The following is a 23,346-nucleotide window of genomic DNA, read 5'->3' on the forward strand; positions in this document are numbered from 1 at the left end:
TCCATTTCCTGCTCAATATATTGAAGCATGTAGCCCTTTTTTTCAAATAGAGCGGGGGCATCAGGCGCACGGTCATAAAACATGATCCGGTAGGTGCACTCCCGATCTCCGGCCACAGCCTTCATCTTTGCACCGGCGTTCTTCTCCAGCCAATCAAGCAGGGCTGTACCATACTGATTCCCCCGAAAATCGGGATGAACCCGTCCCTCAAGAAAGGCCAAAACGCTCTCCACCCGTTCGTCTACCTGATACCATCCTGTTAGCGCTATTTCATTATGCGCATTGATGGCAACTATACTACGCGTGTTGATTTCCTTTTCTTTTGCCAGTGCCCCCCATTCATCCAAAGATTGTAAATTTGTTGCTCCATCTACTACTGAACAGTCTTCTTCGAATTTTTGCAACAAGGGGCCATCAGTTGATTCTATGCCTCGCCAGGTAAATCCTTTGATGGTTGGTAAGTTACTAATTGTTGTCATGGTTTTGTGATAGGTATCGAGCATTGTTTAGCTTCGCTTCTTGAGTAAAATCTCCTCCAGTTCAGAGGTTCTATCCAGGATCAGATCAGCGCCGCGTTGACGAAGCTCTTTCTCCTCCCCGAAGCCGCAGAGCACACCAACCGTTTGTGCACCTGCACTTTTTCCAGCACGGATATCGACAGTCGTATCGCCGATCATCAGGCAATTTTCGGGGGGAACGCCCATCTTCTGCGCCGCGTGGATGACGGGATCCGGATAGGGTTTTGATCTTTCTGCTGTCAGGGCGCTGACGATCACCTCGAAGAAAGGAGTCAGTTCATATTGCTCGAGGAAGTGCATCGTGCCCTCTTCGTTGCGCGCCGTGACAACGGCCATCGGAAAATGTCCGTGCAGGGCGGTAAGCATTTTTTTAACGCCGGGCACCAGGATGAAATGTTTTAAGGGGGGTGGTTTTTTTCGTGTCAGCCAATTGAAAATGGCAGCAAGCTCATCGTCGAGTCCGAGGGTGTCCGGGAGACCAAAGATCATATTTGCCGGTGTTTCGCTCCACATCACAAAACGGCGTGCGGTGCGGTGAGCATCCGCATCCTTGAAGAGAAAAGAGAAGGGTTTGATGATTTTTTCAAATTTAGTTACATATTGATCGTCGGTATCGCTAAGGGTGCCATCCACGTCGAAACAGAGGGCTTGAATGCGGTTGATATCCAGACTCATTTTTCACCTTTTTCAAAAGTTTTTGTTGATTTTACTCTATCTTGATATGCTATACTTTTAGCAATGACTACTGACCATACCCAAAACCTGCTGGAGCTACTTTATCGTGTGAGCCGCGAGGTTGCCACAGCCCTCGACTTGCGAACTGTGCTACAGCGTGTCCTTTACGCTGCGATTGATAATGTGGGCGGCGAACGCGGCAGTATTGTGGTGATGGATAGTCTTGGAAAACCACTCCATTCGGTCATTGTTTATGGTCAGCGCATCCAAGATGATACGACACAACAACTCCGCGCGACCGTTGAGCGTGGTCTGGCAGGATGGGTGGTGCGTAACAGGAAGTCTGCTCTTGTGCCTGATACAAGCCTCGATGAACGCTGGCTGCATCGCCCAGATGATGATGTAGAGCAAAGTGGCGCAAAAGCTGCGATTTGTGTCCCATTAATTGCACACGAGGAAATTGTGGGTGTGATGACCATTGTCCACTCAATGCCAAATGCCTTTGACAATGGTCATCTTGAGTTGATGCAAGCGATAGCGGATCAGACCGGAGTGGCTATATTAAACGCGCGTCTGTATACAGAAAGTCAACGCCAGGCACGCGTAATGACTGCCTTGGCAGAAGGCGCAGTAACGATCAATGCCTCGCTCCAGATGGATGATGTCTATCACCGGATTTTGAATCAGGCATCTCAGGCTTTGCAGGTGGAAACTGTCGCACTGGCGCTGCAGGAAGGGCCCGGTGGAGATTTTGTTTTTCATGCCGCCACGGGGGATAACGCAGGGAGTATTATTGGCAAACGTGTCCCGGCGAACAAAGGCGTAATCGGAAAAATGGTTAGAGAAGGGCGTGGGATTGTGATCCCTGCGCTTAAGGAAAAGAATCCCTTTGCGAAGGGCGATTTTTTTGATGAAATAGAGTCAAATGTGATTGCGGTAGCGCCTATTCAGGCACAGGGAAAGATCATCGGCGTGATGGAAGCCATTAATCCGATTTCTGGCGTTTTCGACCCTGATGCCCTGTTGGTGATGACCGGCATTGGCAGTCTGGCGGGGACAACGATCCAGAATGCACAGCTCTTTGAGCAGGTCGAAGAAACCCAAAAACGATATCGCGAACTTTTCAACGACAGTATTGATCCGATCTTAATCACAGATTGGGATGGTCTGATTCTTGAGGCCAATCGTAAAGCACTTTCGCTGTGTGGGTATGATACCAATGCCATCCGTAAATTGAAGATCGAAGAAATTCACGTGATAGATTGGGATAGTGTGGGAAAGGAATTTGACTATTTGCGCGATAATCATACGGCCACTTATGAGGCAATCCTGCAAGTGAAAGATGGAGATGGGATTCCAGTGGAAGTCTATCTACACAATGTTAATTTTGAAAATGAGCAGGTGATTCAGTGGACTTTTCGCAATATAACTGAGCGCAAGGCTTTGGATGCCTTACGTGATGATCTGGCCTCGATGATCTACCATGATTTACGTTCGCCGCTTTCAAATGTTATTTCCAGCCTGGATCTCCTGGATAGTCTTCTCGTAGATAAAGACGAAGCAACAGATTCTCTGATCAAAATAGTTGGCAGATCTACTGCACGAATGGAGCGTCTCATCTCCTCGCTGCTTGATATAAGCCGCCTTGAAACAGGTCAACCGATAGCCACACAGCAGGGTCATTCTCCCAAAAAGTTGGTTCAGGACGCTTTTGATGCTGTCACTCCGGGAACGGAAACCCGCCGCCAGAATTTATATAAAATCTTACCAGATGACCTCCCCAATATCTGGGTGGATGGTGATATGATCAGTCGGGTACTCATCAACCTGATTGAAAATTCATCCAAATTCACCCCGATTGAAGGCAACATTGAGGTTGGCGCAAAAGTGGATGGTGAATGGCTGCAACTCTGGGTTGAAGATAATGGAATCGGGATCAGTTCAGAAGATCGTGCCCAAATATTCGAAAAATTTGTCCGTGTAAAGGGCAAAGAAAAGATATCTGGGCTGGGTGTTGGCCTTGCCTTTTGTCGCCTTGCTGTAGAAGGGCATGGTGGAAAAATTTGGGTTGATAATGACTATCAAGCCGGAACACGTATCAATATCAATTTGCCGATCAAAAAAAACAAGTAACAGGAAGCCTAAATGCAATCTCTTAAAGAAAATATTCATATCGAAAATAAATACGCAGGCGTTACATTGGGGGCGATCAACCTTCCCCGCGGCCTGATCTATATTGACGCACCGCCCATCCCCGAAGATGGGCGTTCCTGGCGTGCCGACCTCCTCGATCTTGAAAGTGGGTATGATCGCTTGCTGATCAGCCTCGATACAAATGTAGACCGCACCATTGGCGCGCGTGCCATGGATTGCCCTGTTCTGGCGCATGAAAACGCCGCAATCTTTTTTCGCAGTCGCCCAAGTATTTTTAAGGCGCAAGGGCATACAACAGGCGCGGAGTGGGAGGCACTCCCCAGCTTGGGTAATATCCGCTGGGCGCCGCCAGAGATTACCTTTACAAAGAAAATGAGCATTCAGTGGGGAGAAACTCCCATCATTCTTGAACACCATTCAGGCTCTAATAAGGGTGCCATCTGGCTGATTCTCCCGGAAGAAAAAATCGTTTTTGTTGGTGATACAGTCATCAAAAACCAGCCTCCATTCTTCTCCAACGCTGATCTGCCGCGCTGGATCGAAGACCTCAACCTTCTGGCCAGTGATGCTTATAAAGGCTATACCATCATAAGTGGACGTGGCGGTGTTTGTGCTGGAAGTACTCTTGATAAACAACACAAACTTATCAAAAACGCCTATAAAAAGATTGACGCGCTGGCTGAAAAAAAAGCTGGCCCTGAAGCAACCGAAAAACTGATTTCCGCACTTCTCTCCCCCTTGCGTTTTCTCGCCTCCGAGCGCGATTTTTACACGCAACGTCTGCGTTATGGTTTAGCAGAATACTATACCCGCCACTATACTTCTAAAAAAACGGACGAAGATTAAATGATAACCAGTTACAAACCGGTGTTGGAAAGAACGCGCGGCACAACGGTCGAATCGCTCCATTATGGAGCAGCGGCCGTTGTTGATTCTTCAGGAAAATTGCTCGCCTGGATCGGGAATCCCCAGCTTGTAACCTATCTCCGTTCTGCTGCGAAACCTTTTCAAGCGATCCCCTTTGTCGAGCAGGGAGGCGCCCGTGCCTTTGGCTTGCTTCCGCGCGAAATATCCCAGATTTGCGCCTCACATGGTGGCACCGACATGCACGTTGATGCGGTACGTGGAATCCAGGCCAAGGTTGGCATCGAGGAAAGCCATTTGCAATGTGGCTCCCACCCGCCATTAGACAGGGAGACCACTGAGGCCCTGATCGCTGCAGGAGAAAAACCAACCTCGATCCGACACAACTGTTCAGGGAAACATACCGGAATGCTTGCGCAGGCCAAAAGCCGAGGGTTGCCACTCTCCAATTACCTTGATCTGGAGCATCCAATTCAAAAGGATATTTTGGCGGCTTTTTCCGAGATGTGTCAGATCGACCCTGCGGAGGTCAAACTCGGTACGGATGGTTGCTCAGCGCCAAATTTTGCAATCCCCCTTTACAATGCAGCCTTGGGTTTTGCACGCCTTACAGACCCCCATGAATTGCATCAGAAGCGTGCAGAGGCCTGCCAAATCATCACTTCGGCGATGATGGGTTTTCCTGAAATGGTGAGTGGCTATGGTCGTTTTGATACGCGGCTGATGCAGGTTGGGCGTGGAAAACTTGTCGTCAAGACGGGCGCAGAGGGATATCTGGCTGTTGGGATCCTGCCCAATTTGACGGAGGCAGGCCCAAAAGGAGTTGGTATTGCGCTAAAGATATCTGATGGTGATAAGACCGAAGCTGTTCGCGCCGCAGTGATGATCGAAATACTCCGTCAACTTGGCATAGTAGACGATAAAGAGATGGAAGAACTGGCTGAGTTTGGACCTGTAAACCCGATCTTGAATTGGCGGAAATTAATCGTGGGTGAAAGTCGCCCTGTTTTTAATCTGGAAAAAGAAAATGTCTGAGATTAAAGAAAGGGCCCTGGATGTTCATAACCGGCTGATGGACAAATTTGGGGAGCCGATTTGGCGGAATCCATTACCGGCGATCGACGAGCTGGTTTCGACGATCCTCTCGCAGAATACCAATGATGTCAACCGTGATCGAGGTTTTAATAACCTGCGTAAAAATTTTCCAACCTGGGAAGAGGTTCGCGATGCTCCTGAGAACGAGGTTATTGAAGCTGTGCGTATAGCAGGACTGGCAAACCAGAAGGGGCCGCGCATCCAAAAGGTGCTGCGCCAGATCAGTGACGAGCGCGGCGAGTTGGATATTGAGTTTTTGAAAAAGATGCCGCTGGATGAAGCCCATGCCTGGTTGACCAGGTTTAAGGGAGTTGGCCCAAAGACAGCAGCGATCGTGCTGCTTTTTTCATTGGGGATGCCCTCTTTCCCGGTTGATACGCATATTTATCGTGTCACCGGCCGAATTGGGCTGCGCCCAGAGAAGATGACCGTGGAGCAGGCTCATCCTTATCTTGAAGAGATATTCCCTCCAGAAACCTATTATGCTGGTCATTTGAATATTATTCGCCTGGGGCGTGAGATTTGTAAGGCGCGTAAACCGGAATGCACTGTCTGTCCTTTGGTAGAAATATGCGATTTTGGGAAGATACAAACTCACTAAATCTATCAAAAGCCTAACAAGACTATATAGTGTTTTGCTTGAACTGCCTCATCTGAATCGCAAATGCTTTAGCGTTGACTTTTTACATTTATTCGAACAAAAAGACTCACCGAAAAGGTGAGCCTTTTTGTTATTCTTTTTTGACGGGCTCGTATCCTTCGAAAACCAGAATTATTCCATTACGGCTAAAAATGCAGATGGTGATAGCGCATGACTACACTATAACGAAATGATGGGTTTCCGTATCAGGCTGGCTTGCATCGACCAGGGGCCTGTCCAGGTGATTCGGACGGGGATTATTTGCCCACGCAGATCATCATCTGTTTCGACAAAGACGAGTTTGTTCGTGGGTGTCCGTCCGCGCCAGCGCCCCTTGACCTTTTCCTCGAAAAGCACCTCGACACTTTCACCGAGATAACGCGCGTTGATTTCAGTTGCGATCGTTTTCTGGAGAGCCTCCAGGCGATGAAAGCGTCTCCGTTTTTCGGCGTCTGGAATGTCATCTGGCATGCGGCGGGCGGAAACCGTCCCTTCGCGGGGAGAGTAGCGAGCGAGATGAGCCACGTCCATTTTCAGATCGGCGAGGAGTTGATAGGTCTGCTCAAATTGCTCTTCGGTCTCGCCGGGGAATCCGACAATGATATCTGTTGCGATGGAGCAGTCCGGCACCTTTTCGCGGATCAGCGCGATCAACTTGCGGTAATCTGCCTGGGTGTAGCCACGCTTCATATTTTCCAGCACTTTGTCATCACCCGCCTGGATGGGGACTTCAAAATGGGGCATCGCCCTGGGTAAATTTGCAACGGCTTCCATAATATCTTCGCCGAAATAGTCAGGATGAGAGGTGAGGAAACGGATCCGCTCGAGACCCTCAACATCGTTCAGGATGCGAAGCAGGTCGGCGAGGTTGGGTCCATCTTCCACCTCTTTGCCGTAGCGATCCACGATCTGACCGAGCAGCGTGATCTCTTTGACGCCTTGTTCTGCCAATGAGCGTGCCTCCGCGACGATCTCGCCGAGAGGGCGACTCCGTTCGATGCCGCGCTGATAGGGAATGATGCAATAAGTGCAGGCGTGAGAGCAACCATAAACAACGGGAATAAAAGCGGAAACGAGTTTGCCACGCTCATGCTCCGGGATGATGATCTCACCATCCATAAGCGCAAACCTGTTTTGGGTCGCAGTCGTTTCGGCAACGTAATCTTCATCCTGGGTTAGGTAGGCGATCAAAGGGCCGGGATCTGATGGAGGGGAGAAGACATCCACAAAGGGAAGTTTTTTCTGCAATTTTTCTGAGCCGCGCACGCCAACGAGACAGCCCATCAAATTAATGACGAGATCAGGATTGTTTTTCTTGAGCGGGCGGATGGAATGCAGGAAGCCGAGGGCCTTATCCTCGGCAGATTGGCGCACGACACAGGTATTGAGAACGAGCACATCGGCTTCTTTGGCTTGCGCAGTAAAGTTGTAACCGAGATGTTCAAGGGAAGAACCCAGCCTGCGGGAGTCAGCGACGTTCATCTGACAACCGGCAGTCCAGATATGGTATTTTTTGTCTAGATTGTTCATCCTGCTCCTTTGTGATTTACATACGTATAATATTTTACGCAGGACACGTAGAGCGAAGATTATACCAAGATTGTGCAGATTAGATATTCGGAATTCAAGCATTTATGGAAAAATCGCCCCACTCGGAAGGATGGCTGAGCGGGCGAAAGCGCCTGTCTTGAAGCCAGATTTGTTGCAAACCTACCTTTGACAAAGCAATTACCCTTCTCAAAAGAGAAGGGTAATTGCTTTAATTATAGAAGATTTCAAAAATGGGATGTGGTATGCGGGCAGAAATTTGCAGCAGAGATGCTCATCAGAGGAACCAAGCCTGTGAGAATCGGGACGTGCCTTATGAATAATTGAAAGGAGTCTCTTTGTATTTTGCAGATATGATTATTGAAAAACCTGACAGGATTTCACAACCATAGGTACGGGATCACCAAATACACCGTTGGTACAGGCTACACCGTTCGTATAAGTGCCTGTGACCCAAGTTCCATTTGCGCCGTATCGAACTGGCGCCGTACCGCTGAAACTACAAAAGTCGTCCTCAGTTGCACAAAAGGTCCATGTTGGGACTGGCGTTGCCGTCGGTGGGACAGCAGTAGGCACAAACGCACTACCACTATTTGTTGTCAAGGTGCTGTTGATCTCGGTGAAGACATTTCCTACACCGGGGCCAAGAATGAGAAGCACCCCTAAGACGACAACAGAAACGAGGGCCAGAATAAGAGCGTATTCGACCAGCCCCTGCCCTTTTTGATGTTTTGTGGATAAAGACATAATATTCTCCAAAAAAAATAAAGAAATGATATTTTCAAATATTCTATTCCATTATATACCAAGAAAAAATGCAGATACTTACATTTGTGTTAGGCATAGTTGGATAATGCCAATTTTAATTATACAGGATTGGTTTTCCTGATGAATATATACTTTCATTTTATGGTAAAATCGTCCCGCTCGGAGGGATGGCCGAGTGGACGAAGGCGCCTGTCTTGAAAACAGGTTAGGTGCAAGCCTACGTGGGTTCGAATCCCACTCCCTCCGCCTTTAGCTTGTCCACCCGAGCGTTAACATTAGATTGGGGAGGTGCCAGAGTGGCTGATTGGGCCCGCCTGCTAAGTGGGTGTCGGGGTTAAACCCGACCGCGGGTTCGAATCCCGCCTTCCCCGCCATAAAGGAAACGCGCTCCGTACGGAGCGCGTTTTTGTTTGCAGGAACCCGTCCCTCCAAGGGAAGGGTTCCTGTGTTTAAAGAAGTGACAGTCACCTGATTTTAGTATAACTTTTTCCCCATACTGATTCTATCTTCAACGGAAAAGCCCAGCTCCTCATAGAGGTCAATTACCTTATCATTGGAGGCGACCACCTGTAAATTAAGCTTGAGGCAGCCAAGAGACTTGATCTTTTCTTCAATGGTATGCATCAAGGCGGAGGCGATTCCCTGTCGGCGGAGAGGGGGGCTGACGGCGAGGGAATAGATCCAGCCGCGGTGACCGTCGTAGCCTCCCATGACAGAGCCGATGACCACATCATCTATGAGGGCAACAAATAAAAGGTCGCGGTCGACCCGCAGTTTATTCTCCAGCGAGGTTTGTGGATCATTATGCGGTGATCCAGCAGGGAAGATCTCTTCCCACAAGGCAAGAAGTCCCGCTTTATCCTGATCTTGATAGGGGCGAATTTCCATCTAGAGCTTCCAGCCACCAGGGAGCACAGCCACACCAAGATAGATCAAAATGAGGGTGCCGATGACCACGAAGAAAATATTTCTATAACGCAGGCCATCTCCGGTTTTTTTCCAGCGGGATGGCAAATGGGCTAGGATGGCAGCAAGAAACATCATCGATAAATGTTCAATGCGGTAGCGGGGAAAGCCAGCGCCTGCCAGACCTGTCGCAAAGAAATAGATGAATCCGAGCAGGGTTTGGGTATCCAGCAAGCCACTATAAGCGGCAGGCAAAATGCGGGCAAGTTTGGGAAAGGATTTTTTTGCCAGCCACCCATAACCGAAAACAGCAAGGGCCAGCAGCGCAGCCAATACAATCAGCCAGCGGATGACAGAGTGGATATTTAGAAGAAGTTCCATGATTTGCTCCTGATTTGATAGGACTATCGTATTTTTATTGTCCTTGTCCCAATGCTCTGCGTTGGGGTATTTTAGACAAGCAGCAACGCAGAGCATTGCTGCGAGATAAAGATGATTTGGGTAAGTCCTATTTGCTAAAGATGTTATCCTAATTTTAACATCTTTCTCGTGTAAAATGATACAAACTTATTCTGGAGGTAAAGGATGATTTACAAAACAATTCTTGCAGAAAACCATAAAACCGTTGGCCTGATCACTCTAAATCGTCCCGACGCGATGAATGCCCTCAACGGTACTCTGATGACAGAATTGATTGACGCGCTTTCTGTCTTTGATGCGGATGAGCAAATTGGCGCAATCGTCATAGCGGGTAGTGAGCGTGTCTTTGCCGCTGGCGCAGATATAAGCGAGATGGCAAAAATGTCTGCTGTGGAGATGGTCAAAAGTAGTTTTGTGGAACTTTTCGATGGCATCCGCGCGATCAAAAAACCGATCATCGCGGCTGTTTCGGGATATGCGTTAGGCGGTGGATGTGAATTAGCCATGTCCTGCGATATGATCATTGCTTCCGAAAAAGCCAAATTTGGACAGCCTGAGATCAATCTTGGCGTCATCCCCGGAGCCGGGGGGACCCAGCGGCTCACCCATGCAGTTGGCAAGGCGATTGCAATGGAAATGGTTCTTAACAACCGCACATTATCTGCCAAAGAGGCCCTCGAATTTGGTCTCATTAACCGGGTTGTCCCTGTCGAGGAATATCTTGATGTTGCCCTCAAGCTGGCAAAGCGAATCGCGACCCGTGCGCCATTGGCCTTGCGTCAGGCAAAGGAGGCGGTTAATAAAGCCTATGAGCTCTCTCTTACTGAAGGCCTTGAATTTGAACGACGCGCCTTCTATTTCCTCTTTGCTTCCGAAGACCAGAAAGAGGGCATGACAGCCTTTGTTGAAAAACGCAAGGCAGAGTGGCGGGGAAGGTAGGCAAAAGTGGTATGATATTGATGATCGCATTTATGTAGCGAAGAGGTCAAATTGATGAACTCAGAAAAGAAAGAAAAATTAAAAGAAGAAATTATTCAGAAACTGAAATCTGAAAAAGAAATCAGAAAAATAGTTATTTTTGGTTCTTTTCTAAATTCAAGTGAACCGCATGATATTGATGTGGCTGTTTTTCAGGACAGCAATGAAAATTATCTTTCTTTGGCCTTGAAATATCGCAAATTGATCAGAGAAATTACTCGTAAGATCCCGATAGATATTATTCCTATTCGGGCGAATGTCTCAGATGGCAGCTTCTTATCTGAAATAGAATCTGGGGAGTTGATCTATGAAAGATGAAGCAATTATATGGTTGAAATATGCAAAAGAAAATTTTCAATCGGCTGTTGTTTTGTCAGAGAGTGAGTTATTTAATCCCTGTTTGCAAAATATCCAGCAATGTGTAGAGAAAGCGTTGAAAGCATTACTTGTTGAAAATTCGATCAAGCTGAAAAGGACGCACGGTATTTCAGATCTCAGAAATATTCTTTTGCAAAATGGACTTGAAGTTGATATCTCTGAAGATGATTGCGAATTTTTGGATTCAATTTATCTTCCCTCAAAATATCCATTGAGCAATGTTTTGCCGCATTATGAGCCTGATCACAAAATCTGTGCAAAAGGGATTCTGATTGCCAGAAATATTCTGAAATCTGTTGAATAGAATCATCGGTAAAATCAAAAGAAAGCGTAAAGATCTGGCCTCTGAAAAAACTCTCAGAGGCTTTTCCATTGGAGTGACTGCGTTATAATTCAGCCCGCTTATGAAGATTTTAACCGTTCTCACCTACTATCGCCCCCACACCTCGGGGCTGACCATCTACGCGGAAAGACTGGCACGCGCGCTGGTCAAACGGGGACACGAAGTGACCGTGATGACCACCCAGTTTGATAAATCCCTGCCTCGTGAGGAGATGATGGATGGCGTCCGTGTTGTGCGCGTTCCCGTAGCATTTCGAGTCAGCAAAGGTGTCATCGCTCCTACTTTTGGCCTGGTTGCCACCAAACTGGTTTGGCAGCACGATGTTGTCCAACTGCATTTGCCTCAATTCGATGCGCCGGGGGTGGCCTTGCGTGGCCGACTTTTTGGCAAACCGGCTGTGCTAACCTATCATTGCGACCTAAATCTCCCCTCAGGATTATTCAATCGCATTGTCAATACCGTGGTACATTTTCAAAATAGTATGGCGGGTTTATTGGCAAACCGGATCGTCACCTATACCCAGGATTACGCCGACCATTCGCCATATCTCTCACGCTACAAAGATAAGCTGCGCACTTTTCTTCCACCTGTGGAATTGCCTGATCCTGGCAAGGATGCGATAACAGCCTTTGCATCGAAACACAAAATCGCTGACCAGAATCCCGTCATCGGGATGGCAACTCGTTTCGCCGCCGAAAAAGGTGTTGGCATCCTTCTGGATGCGATGCCGCAAATCCTCGAAAAATACCCCAATGCCCAGGTGCTGTTCGCAGGGCAATATCAGGATGTTTTCAGCGAACAGGACTATGCCGACCGCCTGATGCCGCGGATCAAAGAATATGAAACCCGTGGACATTGGACTTTCCTCGGCATACTCAATCCTGAAGAAATGGCCGCTTTTTATCCTGCTCTGGATGCGCTCGTCGTCCCCTCCCTGAATGCGACCGAGGCTTTTGGCCTCGTCCAGATCGAAGCCATGCTCAATAACGTTCCCTGTGTGGCCTCGGCCTTGCCGGGTGTTCGTCAGCCTGTCTTGATGCATGGGATGGGAGAAATTGCCGCTATTGGAAGTTCAGATGAACTTGCCGGAGGGTTGCTCAAGATCTTTGCAGATAAAGGAAAATATCGCTGTGACACAGCTGCCCTCGCGCAGACCTATGATCCTGACAGCGTGGCGGAGAAGTATGAGAAGTTGTTTGAAGAACTCAGGAATGAGTAAATAGGGATCAGGAAACAGTAAAACAGTGAAGCGTGATGAGTGAAACGTGAGAAAGATTCACGCATCACTTTTCACGTTTCAGAGATGAAATAATGTCAAACCTTCCTCCAAAAGATTACATCTTCCTCCATCTCCGCGACCTGCCCTACTTCCGCGCCCTCGTGCGGGGCGTGGAATCGGAATATTATCAGGACCTCGACCTGCCCTCCCCAACCCTGGATGTGGGTTGCGGCGATGGTCATTTTGCTCAACTCACCTTTGACCGCAAGATAGACGTTGGCCTCGATCCCTGGCATGGCCCCATCCACGAGGCGGGAACCCGGGATGTCTACGATCTGCTTATCGAGGGAGATGCCGCGCAGAGTCCCTTTCCAGATAGATATTTTGCCAGTGCGCTGAGTAATTCGGTGCTGGAGCATATCCCCCATCTCGATGCTGTTTTAACGGAAACAAACCGCACGTTAAAAGCGGGCGCGCCCTTCGTCTTCTGTGTCCCCAACGAACGCTATCTATCCGAGCTTGATATCCCCCGCCGCCTCCGTCAAATCGGTCTAAAAAAACTGGCAGATTTGTATACCGAATGGTTCCGCTTTATCTCACGGGTGGAGCATGCCGATGGGCCGGTTGTTTGGGAAAAAAGGCTCAACGAGGCCGGTTTTGAGTTGGTGCGTTGGTGGCATTATTTCTCGCCGCAGGCGATGCGCGTGTTAGAATGGGGACATTATTTTGGCTTGCCATCGCTGATCGTCCATGTGCTGACGCGCAAATGGATGCTTGTTCCCACCCGTTGGAATTTGGCCTTTACAGAGCGTTTTGTACGCAAATATGCCTCAGTAGAGCCGGTTGATGATGGCACTTTTACCTTTTATATAGCGAAAAAGCGATAGCCTTGGTCGATATTCGATATTGGGATGCACACCCGAATTCCGAATATCGAATCCCGATCTTATGTCCTTCGACGAAAATTATTTTTCCACACACACCTACGAAAATATCAGCTTCGCCAAATACAGCATGTATTGGTGGTCGAATCGTTTTTATGCGATTCTGGCGCGCCGTTACGGAAAGCGTGGTTCCCGCTTGCTGGAGATTGGGTCCGGGATGGGACACCTGATTGGCGATCTTGAAGCGGATTTTGATACCAGTGCGCTGGATGTCAATCATTGGGCATTGGTTCAATCTCGTGAGGTTACCGATACAACGGATTTGAATACCGGCAGTGCGGAACGCCTTCCCTTTGCGGATGCGAGCTTCGGTGTGGTCATCATCAAACATGTTGTCGAGCACCTGCGTGACCCGGAACTTGCCATCTCCGAATTGGGCAGGATCATCGCCCCCAACGGGATTCTGATCCTCGCCACCCCCAACCTGGATTCGCTCCTCAAACCCCTCAAAGGCGATGCGTGGATTGGCTACCAGGATCCGACTCATATCGCCCTCAAGCCTCCCGCCGAATGGCTCTCTATGATCCGTAGTGCGGACCTCAGTCCGCTCAAAGTTTTTTCGGATGGCTTCTGGGATGTACCTTATATTTCCATCATTCCGGCGATGCTCCAAAAACTCTTCTTCGGCTCACTCGGTGGATTCCAGGCAATTGTCGGAATCCCCTTTTTGCCATTGCGCTGGGGAGAGAGTATCATTGTTGTGGCAGAGAAAAAAGTCTAAAGTCTAAAGTCTAAAATCTAAAGTCTAAAGTCTAAAGTCTAAAGTCTGAAGTCTAAAGTCTAAAGTCTAAAGTCTAAAGTCTGAGGTCTAAAGTCTAATACCTAAGGTCTAAAGTCTTAATATGAATGAACCGAGTATTCTGGATTATCTTAAATCGAAACTGGGAATGACCGATGGGGAGAAGATCGACTTCCCTAGAGATGATTTTAACGCACCTGCCGCGCTATATGAAGCTGAAGAAACGCTGGGTACAGATTCAAAACCTGAAATCTTTCAACCTTCAAACCTTCTAACCGGCGGTTTCCCCTGGCGATCCCTGCTGGCCCTGCTCCTCGCGTTGATGGGGCAATCCGCGTTTGAGCCGCCACGCCACTCCGGCGGAGCGGGGATCATTCTCTTTTTCGCTGCATTCATTGCACTGGCATTTGCCTATAGATACAAGGAATGGCGCCTGCCTGTCTTGCGAGATGATGAATTTCCTCTTGATGATCTGCTATTTAGAAAAAAACCATTTTTTTGGGCTCTTCCTTTTATGCTGGTGGCTTTCTACACCTTTGCGGGGAACAGGTTTACATTTTTCAATCTCTTTTTATGGCTTCTTTCGCTCTTTCTTTTTATCTGGTCATTTTGGCAATCAGATATTTCCCTTATTGAAAGAGTACAAAGTCTGAAAACTTTTTTTCAGCAGCGTGATTGGCGTATCAATATTTCCCGCTGGACCCTGCTTGTACTGGCTGTCTCTGCTACAGTGCTCTTCTTCAGGCTTTACCAAATAGGGGAGGTTCCGGCTGAACCTTTCAGCGATCATGCCGAAAAAATCCTCGATGTATACGATATCACCCAGGGTGAGACAAAGATATTCTTTGAGCGCAATACGGGGCGCGAAGCGCTCCAAATGTATTGGACACTTTTTGTCGCCAGGGTATTTGGCACGGGATTATCATTCTTAAGTCTCAAGCTGGGCACAGCCTTATTGGGATTGTTGACCCTCCCTTATATTTACCTGCTCGGTAAGGAGGTGGCAAATCGACGGGTTGGTTTGATCGCATTATTTTTCATGGGGATTGCCTACTGGCCAAACGTGATCAGCCGTGTTGGACTGCGCTTCCCGCTTTATCCGCTTTTTGTTGCGCCCACATTGTTTCATTTGCTGCGCGGTATTCGTCGTCAGAGTCGAAACGATTTTATTCTGGCCGGGATTTTCCTCGGGCTGGGATTGCATGGCTATAGCCCCTTCCGGATCATGCCCGTTGTGGTCCTTGTAGCGATTGGCTTGTATTTAATCCATAAGCAATCACGTGGCACGCGGCAGCAAATTATTATTCACCTTCTTATACTCACGTTATTTTCAATTATTATTTTCCTCCCCTTGGGGCGCTACGCACTGGAAAATCCAGAGGGTTTTTCCATCCGTGCACTTTCACGCATGGGCGGTTTAGGGGAAGATAGCCTGAAGATATTTGCTAATAATCTCTGGGATGGCGCACGGATGTTCAACTGGGATAACGGTGATATTTGGGTGCATTCTGTGGCGGGGCGTCCAGCTTTGGGTGTGGTCAGCGGAGCGCTTTTCCTCGTTGGTGTTGCCCTTCTTTTCGTTCGATATCTGCGGGCGGGACATTGGCAGGACCTTTTCTTGCTTCTGTCCATTCTACTTTTGCAGCTCCCCTCGACGCTTTCGATTGCCTTTCCGGAAGAGAATCCGGCTTTAAATCGCGCAGGAGGCGCGGCGGTTGTGGTAATTCTTATCGTCGCGTTGGCGTTGGATGGTCTGCTGACAAGCCTGAGGTCGCGTGCGTTTCGGGGCTTGGGAAATCTAATCGCTTGGGGTGTAACCATCTTTTTGGTCGCTTTTTCCCTCAATCAGAATTATGATCTCGTCTTCAATAAATACGCAGAAAATTACCGCACGGGAGCGTGGAACTCATCTGAGATGGGGCAGGTGATCAAGCAATTTGAACAGACTTATGGGCAAACGGATACGGTTTGGATCGTACCCTATGCGCATTGGGTTGATACACGTTTGCCCGGTGTTTGGGCGGGGATTCCCAACCGTGATTTTGCACTCTGGCCAGAGAATTTGGCGGAAAGCCTAACGGAAGATGGGCCAAAAGTATTTATGACGAGGACTAACGATCAGGTTGCTCTTGCTGAGCTGGCGAGACTTTATCCAAACGGGACCTTGAGCCGATATACTTCAGCTTCACCTCTTGAAGGCCATGATTTTATGATTTTTTCTGTGCCGTAATGGGATACTTCCAAATTATGTTAATGGCGTCTCACCTGCACTTGAATCGCAGGTGCAAGTGTGGCGGTTAATTTTTAAATTATGAACGATACTAAAAATAAACATTCTCTTTTCTACGATATAGCCCTTGTCCTCATTATTCTCGCTGGATTCTGGTTCCGATCTGTTGGCCTGGATTGGGACGATGGACAGCACCTGCATCCTGATGAACGTTTCCTGACGATGGTTGAGACGGCCATTATTCCCGTCGAGTCGGCGGATGAGCTGATCGGAGCACCGCCAACGGGCTGTGAGAGTTGGGGTGGATATTTTGATACCGCCTGTTCTTCGCTCAACCCGCATAATCGCGGACATGGTTTCTTTGTTTACGGGACGCTTCCGATCTTTGCTGCCCGCTATGTTGCCGAATGGGTCGGGGAAACTGGCTACAGTCAGGTTAATCTGATCGGGCGTCAGCTTTCTGCGCTGGCAGATCTGCTGAGCATCGTTGTGCTTTACTTTATCGTGGCAAGGCTTTACGGACGGAAAGTTGCCCTCCTTTCTGCAGCATTTTCAACATTCGCAGTTTTGCAAATTCAGCAGTCGCATTTTTTCACAGTAGACACCTTCACCAATTTTTTCATGTTCCTGGCAATCTATTTTGCCGTGGAGATTGCTTTTCGCTCCAATTTGAAGAAAGAAGGAACGAGTCCCCTCTCCCTGAGGGAGAGGGCGGAGGGTGAGGGCCATTACAAGACAAGCAATACGGACTACATAACACAACTGATTCGCAATCCCCTCTTTTTGTACAGCATCGGATTTGGTCTTGCCCTCGGTATGGCCGTTGCCTCGAAGATCAACGCGGCAGTTCTGGCGATTTTGCTCCCGGCTGCATTTGCGTTTTCGTTTCATGCAACCCGTAGATGAAGTAGAAGAATCTGCGAAACATAGACAACTCGACTGGACACAGATCACTGTTTTCCTGATCGTCGGTGGTTTTGCTTCCCTTTTGGCTTTCCGTCTCTTCCAACCCTATGCTTTCAGTGGTCCCGGTTTCTTTGGCGTGATTCCCAACGAGACCTGGATTGGCAATATCATGGAGCAGCGTGCGCAGGCCAGCGGTGACGCCGATCTTCCTTTCGCATTCCAATGGGCGCGGCGTTCCAAACTGTACTCTTTTGAAAACCTGACCAAATGGGGACTGGGATACCCCTTGGGTATTCTCGCCTGGGCCGGTTTCCTGTGGATGGGCTGGCGTATCCTTAAAGGTGAACGGTACCATCTCCTCCTTTGGGGTTGGACAGCGTTCTACTTTCTCTGGCAGTCCACTCAATTTAATCCCACCATGCGTTATCAACTCCCCATCTATCCGCTTTTGGCGATGATGGCGGCCTGGGGAGTTTTCAAGTTGGCATCCTTCAACAAGCTCAGGACAGTGAGTTTGAAAGTTGGCAAGTTCAAAAGCAAAACCTTCCAATTTTCCAACATTCCAACTTTACTCGCTGTTCTCATCGGGAGCAGCGTCCTCATTGCCACAGCTCTCTGGGCTTACGCCTTCGTTCAAATCTACCAGAATCCGCATCCCCGGGTTGCGGCGACACGCTGGATTTTCAGGAACGTCCCCGGCCCGATCAATCTTCGCATTAAACAGGGGGATGGAGAGTTTTACCAGCAGCCTTTAACCTATCCGATGGGGACACCTCTCCAGGCCGATATGCCCTATGGCAATCATTTTGTTCCCAAAGTGGATGGCCTTCTGACCGAAGTCACCCTTGCCCACGTGCAGGATTTGGTCGATTCCGATCCCAAAACCCTCAGCATGCTGATTTCAGCCCAGCCGAATTTGCCCCCCGAACAGGCTCTTGCAAATGCATCCCTGACTGCAGATTTTTCTACTGACGAACTCCAGACCCTCGTTCTTGATTCGCCAATCATGCTCGTGGCTGGAGAGACCTACTTCTTCACTTTATCAACGGACGCTGGTTCTCTCACCGTGAAGGGTGCAGCGCCGATCAACGAATCATCCTGGGATGATGGTCTTCCCCTCCGCATGGATGGGTATGATGGCTTTGGTGGGATTTATCAGAATGGTCTCAATATGGAGATGTATTGGGAAGATAACGCCGCAAAATTAACCCGCTTCACTGAGAACCTCGAAAAGGGAGAATATCTTTTTATCTCCTCCAATCGCCAATGGGCCACCACAACCCGCGTCGAGGAGCGTTATCCCCTTAGCAAAGCCTACTATGAATATCTGATCGGCTGCCCTCCGGAAAAAGATGTTATTTGGTGCTACAACGTTGCCCAACCCGGAGATTTCGAAGAGCAGCTGGGTTATGAATTGGTCGAGGTTTTTGAATCCTTCCCCACGCTTGATATTCCGGGTCTTATCCATTGGGAAGTCAACGATCAATTTGCCGAAGAAGCTTTCACTGTTTACGATCATACCAAAGTATTGATCTTCAAAAAGAGCCCAAATTTCGATGTTGACCGGGTCCGTACCCTGCTTGGTGCAGTGGATTTGAGCAATGTTGTCAACCTTACGCCCAAAGCCGCGGGCAATTATAAGCCGGGTGAAACCAAAGATCTGATGCTCTCCGAAGAAGATTGGGCGCAGCAACGTGCCGGTGGAACCTGGTCAGAGCTCTTCGATGCCGATTCCCCGATCAATAAATATCCTCTGTTGGGTTTGCTGCTCTGGTATTTTTTCGTTTTCATTCTCGGCGTATTTACCTATCCCATTGTGCGGATGGCATTCCCCGGCCTCGCTGATAAGGGTTACCCCCTCTCACGCGCGCTGGGATTGGTCCTACTGGCCTACTTCCCCTGGTTGCTGGGATCCTTCGGAATCCCCTATAGCCGATTAACGATTGCCCTCGTCCTCGCCACGATCATGCTGATCGGCGCATGGCAGGCTTATCGACAGCGCGATGCACTGCGCATTGAATGGCAGGAAAATCGAAAGTATTATCTGATGATCGAGGGACTTTTCCTGGCCTTCTTCCTGATCGATCTCCTTATCCGCATTGGCAATCCCGATCTCTGGCACCCCTCCAAGGGTGGCGAGCGCCCAATGGATCTGTCTTACCTCCACGCGGTTTTGAAAAGCACCTCCTTCCCACCGTACGACCCCTGGTTTGCGGGTGGCTATATTAATTATTATTATTACGGTTTTGTGCTGGTTGGTACGCCCGTCAAATTACTTGGCCTGACCCCCACTACAGCCTATAATTTTATATTGCCAACCCTGTTTGCAATGGTTGGCACAGGTGCATTTTCTATCGGTTGGAATTTATTAGGGCGAACCTCGATTCGCAATACTCGTGAAGTGGCGGAAGACATAAATTCCGAATCTCCAAACCCGAATATCGAATCTCAAATCTCGAAATTCAAAACACGTTTCATTGCCGGTATTTCCGCTGCTGCTGGCATGATCCTGCTCGGCAACCTTGGCACGATCCGCACCGTCTACCATGGCCTGCAGCGCATCATCGACTCAAACGGTCATTACGCTGATATTAATGTTTTTGAGCATCTCTGGCTGGCGATACGAGGATTTGCGAAAATGACGACCGGCGCCATTCTGCCTCTCAGGGGTGGTGACTGGTACTGGCTCCCCAGCCGCGTGATCCCTGCACCTGGCGATGTTGAACCGATCACCGAATTTCCCCTGTTCACCTTCTTATATAGCGATTTGCACGCCCATATGATCGTTTTACCATTGGCAGTCCTGGCAATTGCCTGGGCGCTATCCTTCGTCCACGCGCGATTAAACGGAAAAATGTCATTCTTCCAGATCACCTTTGAGTTGGCAATGGGCGGGCTGATCATCGGGGCGATGCGCCCCACCAACACCTGGGATATCTTCGCCTATCTTCCTCTCGCGGCGCTTGTCGTTGGCTATGCCCTCTTCCGATCCAGTCATTACAGGCTCAGAGGGGATTTGCAATCCCCGAATCTTCAAAACTCCGCTGGATTGCAAATCCAGCCAGAGCAGGGAGAAAGTAAATCTATTATCTTCCGCACTGGAACCGCACTGGCGGGAATGGCAGCCCTGGCAATTTTTGCCACAATTTTTTATCAGCCCTATATCGCCTCCTTTGGGCAGGCTTATGGTGAAACCCGTCTATGGACAGGATCGCATACGCCGCTCAGTTCTTATTTTACGCATTGGGGCCTCTTCCTTTTCGTGATCGTTTCGTGGATGTGGTGGGAGACGCACGAATGGATGGCAAATACGCCCCTCTCCGCGCTGAATAAACTGAGGCCCCATCGCTCAACGATGAATTTGTTTGGGGCAGCACTTTTGGCATTTTTGATCTGGCTGGCTTTTCTCGGTGTCGGGATCGGATGGATCGCGCTGCCGCTCGCCTTTTGGGCTGGGTTGCTGATCTTGCGCGCCGACCTCGATGAGGGAAAACGTCTGGTTCTATTCCTCGTCGGGACAGGGTTGGTTCTGACCATCGCCGTCGAATTGATCGTCCTGGTTGGCGATATCGGACGGATGAATACCGTCTTTAAACTTTATCTCCAAACCTGGACATTTTTTGCCCTTAGCGGGGGGGCTTCCCTGGGATGGCTGCTTCCCGAAATTACAAAAAAGTGGACACCAAATTGGCGCAGTGCCTGGCAAAGTGTGGCAATCGTTTTGCTGGCTGGAGCCGCCCTCTTCACCGTGACCGCCACCTTCGATAAGATCCGTGATCGGACCGCTTCCGAGGCCCCTCCCGGGTTGGACGGGATGGCTTATATGGCCACCGCTTCCCATTGGGATGAGGAAGATATGGACCTGGGCCAGGACTATCAGGGCATCTTGTGGATGCGTGAGAACGTGGATGGATCGCCGGTCATCGTTGAGGCCAATACCCCTGAGTATCGTTGGGGTAGTCGTTATACGATCTATACCGGTTTGCCCGGTGTCGTCGGCTGGAATTGGCATCAGCGTCAGCAGCGCGCTCTCATCCCGCCGAATCTAATCACCGATCGCGTAGAAGAGATCAGGGCCTTTTACGAGACTACTGATCTGAGTGAAGCAGAGCTTTTCCTGCAAAAATATGAGGTCCGCTATATCGTGCTTGGTCAGGTCGAGCAGAACTACTATCCCGGCGAGGGTCTGGAGAAATTTGAAAGCTACGAGGGCGGTCTTTGGGATGAGGTCTTCCGTGATAAGGATACTGTGATTTATGCTGTGAAATAGACCCTCATGGCCCTGAATCTAAACAACTACTTACGAAGAATATCATTTCACGGCCAACTCAAAGTCGATCAAAGGACTTTGGGGTTGCTTCACAGAAAGCATCTCCAGGCTGTGCCATTTGAAAACCCGGATATTCCTCTTGGAAGAAAAATTGAATTAAATTTGGAAAAACTTGAAAGGAAAATCGTCTCCAATCTGCGAGGCGGTTTTTGCTATGAACTCAATGGTTTATTCTATGCGCTGCTCAAAGAAATTGGCTTTGAGGTCAAGATGATCTCAGCCAGGGTCTTTGGAGATGAAAAGATCGGCCAGGAATTTGATCATATGGCCCTGGTGGTCAGCCTGGATGAAGACTGGCTCGTTGATGTGGGTTTTGGGGATAGTTTCCTAGAGCCAATTCGAATGGAATTGGGATTGAAACAAAAAGATCCTGGTGGCTTTTTCATCATCAGGGAGCACGACGCGAAATATTTACGGTTGGAAGCTTCCAAAGATGACCTTAATTATGTCCCAAAATATTTATTTTCGCTTGCCGAAAGACAATTGGAGGATTACGCAGGGATGTGCGAATATCATCAAACCTCACTGGAATCGTCATTTACCAGAGAACGCAAATGCACCCTGGCAACGGAAAAGGGAAGTGTTACTATACGAGATAATCACTTTATAGAAACCATCGCCGGTCAGAAAATATTCAGAGAAATTGCGAATGATGAAGAATTCAGGCAAATCTTGAAAGAATATTTTCAGATAGAGATCATGTGAAAAACTTAAAAACTAATTTAGAAAAAGCCTATAATAAAAGTGCTCAGGAACGCAATTCTGCCTCAATCCAGGCTTGGAAAATTGAAGAACGGAGCAGATTTCTATCTCTATTGATTACGGAGAAGAAAGAAAACCTGCTGGAAATTGGCGCAGGGCCCGGGAAAGATAGCCGTTTCTTTCAGGAAAATGGATTGAAGGTTCTTTGCACTGACTTATCCCCGGAAATGGTCAAACTATGCAGACAAAAGGGCCTTGATGCCAGAGTAATGGATTTTAGTGAATTGCAAATTCCCGAGAAGTCATTTGATGCGGTCTATGCAATGAACTCATTGCTCCAATTGCCTAAAAAAGAATTGCCCGCTGTTTTGCAGACGGTCAATGCGATTTTGAAAAGAGACGGGTTGTTTTTTATCGGTGTATATGGGGGAATAGATCATGAAGGAATCTGGGAGGAAGATAACTGTGAACCCAAACGTTTTTTTTCATTTTATGATGATGAACATTTGAAGCGAATTCTTGGCGAAGTATTTGACCTGCTTTCTTTTAGGCAGATCAATACTGGCGAATCCAGCCGTCACTTACATTTTCAATCCATCACACTTCGGAAGCGGTAGTAATTAGACATTTTGCATAGGTGCTCCCGGCGGCTAGAGCAGTGTTAAAATGGGGCTTTTGTAAGAAGTCTATTCAAGGTTCGTTCCCAGACCGGTCTTGATTCACCCGTATCCCGATAAAATAAAAGAACCGCCCTCATCAGGCGGTTCACTTTTTACAAAAACTTGGGATTAGAAATTTTTCTTGATGAAAAGCATTACAAGAAGTGTTAGTGCAACCGGCCCAAGGAAGGTGAAGGCGCCGACGAAAAAGCCGGTCAGGAAGGGACCAATGGCAATAAGGTTGAACAGGGTTTTAGCAGCCAAACCCAGCACGAGGTAGGGAACACCAAAATCGAGGAAATTCTCGGGGTCAAAGTAAAAAATCCCAAC

General features: G+C 48.5%; 22 protein-coding genes and 2 tRNA genes. 17 read left to right on the forward strand and 7 right to left on the reverse strand.

From position 1 onward, the window contains the following. Nucleotides 1-503 (reverse strand): hypothetical protein (locus tag AC3DOM_RS02115; protein WP_487917373.1); only part of this gene is annotated, 503 nt, incomplete at its 3' end. Nucleotides 504-506: 3 nt separating this feature from the next. After that, entirely contained in the window at nucleotides 507-1,193 is a 687-nt protein-coding gene (locus AC3DOM_RS02120) for an HAD family hydrolase (protein WP_487917374.1), read from the reverse strand. Between the two features lie 63 nt (nucleotides 1,194-1,256). Here AC3DOM_RS02120 and AC3DOM_RS02125 point away from each other — a divergent pair, with 63 nt between their 5' ends. From AC3DOM_RS02125 to AC3DOM_RS02140, 4 genes are read left to right on the forward strand one after another with little or no spacing between them, the layout of a single operon-like run. After that, nucleotides 1,257-3,326, forward strand: coding sequence for a GAF domain-containing sensor histidine kinase (locus AC3DOM_RS02125; RefSeq protein ID WP_487917375.1), 2,070 nt, complete (start codon nucleotides 1,257-1,259; stop codon nucleotides 3,324-3,326). 12 nt (nucleotides 3,327-3,338) lie between these two features. Next, nucleotides 3,339-4,193 carry an MBL fold metallo-hydrolase gene (locus AC3DOM_RS02130; protein ID WP_487917376.1) on the forward strand — a complete coding sequence of 285 codons (855 nt, stop codon included), beginning with the start codon at nucleotides 3,339-3,341 and terminating at the stop codon, nucleotides 4,191-4,193. After that, nucleotides 4,194-5,246, forward strand: coding sequence for an asparaginase (locus AC3DOM_RS02135; protein ID WP_487917377.1), 1,053 nt, complete (start codon nucleotides 4,194-4,196; stop codon nucleotides 5,244-5,246). Next, entirely contained in the window at nucleotides 5,239-5,907 is a 669-nt protein-coding gene (locus AC3DOM_RS02140; RefSeq protein ID WP_487917378.1) for an endonuclease III domain-containing protein, read from the forward strand. Before AC3DOM_RS02135 ends, AC3DOM_RS02140 begins: the two co-directional genes overlap by 8 nt. A 219-nt stretch (nucleotides 5,908-6,126) precedes the next feature. On the opposite strand, the gene miaB is transcribed toward AC3DOM_RS02140, so the two are convergent. Both miaB and AC3DOM_RS02150 read right to left on the reverse strand, forming a co-directional pair. Beyond that, a complete protein-coding gene (miaB, locus tag AC3DOM_RS02145; RefSeq protein ID WP_487917379.1) occupies nucleotides 6,127-7,476 on the reverse strand; it encodes a tRNA (N6-isopentenyl adenosine(37)-C2)-methylthiotransferase MiaB in 1,350 nt (449 codons plus the stop codon). A gap of 375 nt (nucleotides 7,477-7,851) precedes the next feature. Beyond that, on the reverse strand, nucleotides 7,852-8,241 hold the full coding sequence (locus AC3DOM_RS02150) for a hypothetical protein (protein WP_487917380.1): 390 nt from the start codon (nucleotides 8,239-8,241) through the stop codon (nucleotides 7,852-7,854). A 182-nt stretch (nucleotides 8,242-8,423) separates the two neighbouring features. Between AC3DOM_RS02150 and AC3DOM_RS02155 the strand changes: the two genes are divergently transcribed. Together AC3DOM_RS02155 and AC3DOM_RS02160 are read left to right on the forward strand one after the other, a co-directional pair. Further along, nucleotides 8,424-8,508 (forward strand) — tRNA-Ser (locus AC3DOM_RS02155). Nucleotides 8,509-8,544: 36 nt separating this feature from the next. Beyond that, a tRNA-Ser gene (locus AC3DOM_RS02160) sits at nucleotides 8,545-8,636 on the forward strand. A gap of 100 nt (nucleotides 8,637-8,736) precedes the next feature. On the opposite strand, the gene AC3DOM_RS02165 is transcribed toward AC3DOM_RS02160, so the two are convergent. Both AC3DOM_RS02165 and AC3DOM_RS02170 read right to left on the reverse strand, forming a co-directional pair. Next, entirely contained in the window at nucleotides 8,737-9,150 is a 414-nt protein-coding gene (locus tag AC3DOM_RS02165) for a GNAT family acetyltransferase (RefSeq protein ID WP_487917381.1), read from the reverse strand. Next, the gene (locus tag AC3DOM_RS02170; RefSeq protein ID WP_487917382.1) at nucleotides 9,151-9,549 is read right to left on the reverse strand and encodes a hypothetical protein; all 399 of its coding nucleotides are present in this window, start codon (nucleotides 9,547-9,549) and stop codon (nucleotides 9,151-9,153) included. Between the two features lie 204 nt (nucleotides 9,550-9,753). Between AC3DOM_RS02170 and AC3DOM_RS02175 the strand changes: the two genes are divergently transcribed. From AC3DOM_RS02175 to AC3DOM_RS02225, 11 genes are all read left to right on the forward strand, one after another. Beyond that, the gene (locus AC3DOM_RS02175) at nucleotides 9,754-10,527 is read left to right on the forward strand and encodes an enoyl-CoA hydratase-related protein (RefSeq protein WP_487917383.1); all 774 of its coding nucleotides are present in this window, start codon (nucleotides 9,754-9,756) and stop codon (nucleotides 10,525-10,527) included. A gap of 54 nt (nucleotides 10,528-10,581) precedes the next feature. Continuing rightward, entirely contained in the window at nucleotides 10,582-10,884 is a 303-nt protein-coding gene (locus tag AC3DOM_RS02180; protein ID WP_487917384.1) for a nucleotidyltransferase domain-containing protein, read from the forward strand. Beyond that, the gene (locus AC3DOM_RS02185) at nucleotides 10,874-11,248 is read left to right on the forward strand and encodes a HEPN domain-containing protein (protein ID WP_487917385.1); all 375 of its coding nucleotides are present in this window, start codon (nucleotides 10,874-10,876) and stop codon (nucleotides 11,246-11,248) included. Before AC3DOM_RS02180 ends, AC3DOM_RS02185 begins: the two co-directional genes overlap by 11 nt. Nucleotides 11,249-11,348: 100 nt before the next feature. Beyond that, nucleotides 11,349-12,506: a glycosyltransferase family 4 protein gene (locus AC3DOM_RS02190; RefSeq protein ID WP_487917386.1), complete on the forward strand. Its 1,158-nt coding sequence runs from the start codon at nucleotides 11,349-11,351 to the stop codon at nucleotides 12,504-12,506. 92 nt (nucleotides 12,507-12,598) lie between these two features. Then, on the forward strand, nucleotides 12,599-13,393 hold the full coding sequence (locus AC3DOM_RS02195; protein ID WP_487917387.1) for a class I SAM-dependent methyltransferase: 795 nt from the start codon (nucleotides 12,599-12,601) through the stop codon (nucleotides 13,391-13,393). 61 nt (nucleotides 13,394-13,454) lie between these two features. After that, nucleotides 13,455-14,171: a class I SAM-dependent methyltransferase gene (locus tag AC3DOM_RS02200; protein WP_487917388.1), complete on the forward strand. Its 717-nt coding sequence runs from the start codon at nucleotides 13,455-13,457 to the stop codon at nucleotides 14,169-14,171. A gap of 121 nt (nucleotides 14,172-14,292) precedes the next feature. Next, a complete protein-coding gene (locus AC3DOM_RS02205) occupies nucleotides 14,293-16,419 on the forward strand; it encodes a glycosyltransferase family 39 protein (protein WP_487917389.1) in 2,127 nt (708 codons plus the stop codon). Nucleotides 16,420-16,500: 81 nt separating this feature from the next. Continuing rightward, complete coding sequence (locus AC3DOM_RS02210; protein WP_487917390.1) at nucleotides 16,501-17,325, forward strand: ArnT family glycosyltransferase; 825 nt, start codon at nucleotides 16,501-16,503, stop codon at nucleotides 17,323-17,325. Further along, nucleotides 17,309-21,595: a DUF2298 domain-containing protein gene (locus AC3DOM_RS02215; RefSeq protein WP_487917391.1), complete on the forward strand. Its 4,287-nt coding sequence runs from the start codon at nucleotides 17,309-17,311 to the stop codon at nucleotides 21,593-21,595. Before AC3DOM_RS02210 ends, AC3DOM_RS02215 begins: the two co-directional genes overlap by 17 nt. 84 nt (nucleotides 21,596-21,679) lie before the next feature. Beyond that, entirely contained in the window at nucleotides 21,680-22,360 is a 681-nt protein-coding gene (locus tag AC3DOM_RS02220; RefSeq protein ID WP_487917392.1) for an arylamine N-acetyltransferase family protein, read from the forward strand. After that, nucleotides 22,357-22,974 (forward strand): class I SAM-dependent methyltransferase, encoded by a 618-nt coding sequence (locus AC3DOM_RS02225; RefSeq protein WP_487917393.1) that lies wholly within the window; start codon nucleotides 22,357-22,359, stop codon nucleotides 22,972-22,974. The genes AC3DOM_RS02220 and AC3DOM_RS02225 overlap by 4 nt, the downstream gene beginning before the upstream one ends. Before the next feature lie 171 nt (nucleotides 22,975-23,145). Here AC3DOM_RS02225 and AC3DOM_RS02230 read toward each other — a convergent pair. Next, nucleotides 23,146-23,346 (reverse strand): hypothetical protein (locus AC3DOM_RS02230; RefSeq protein ID WP_487917394.1); only part of this gene is annotated, 201 nt, incomplete at its 5' end.

This window comes from Candidatus Desulfolinea nitratireducens (assembly GCF_982879505.1).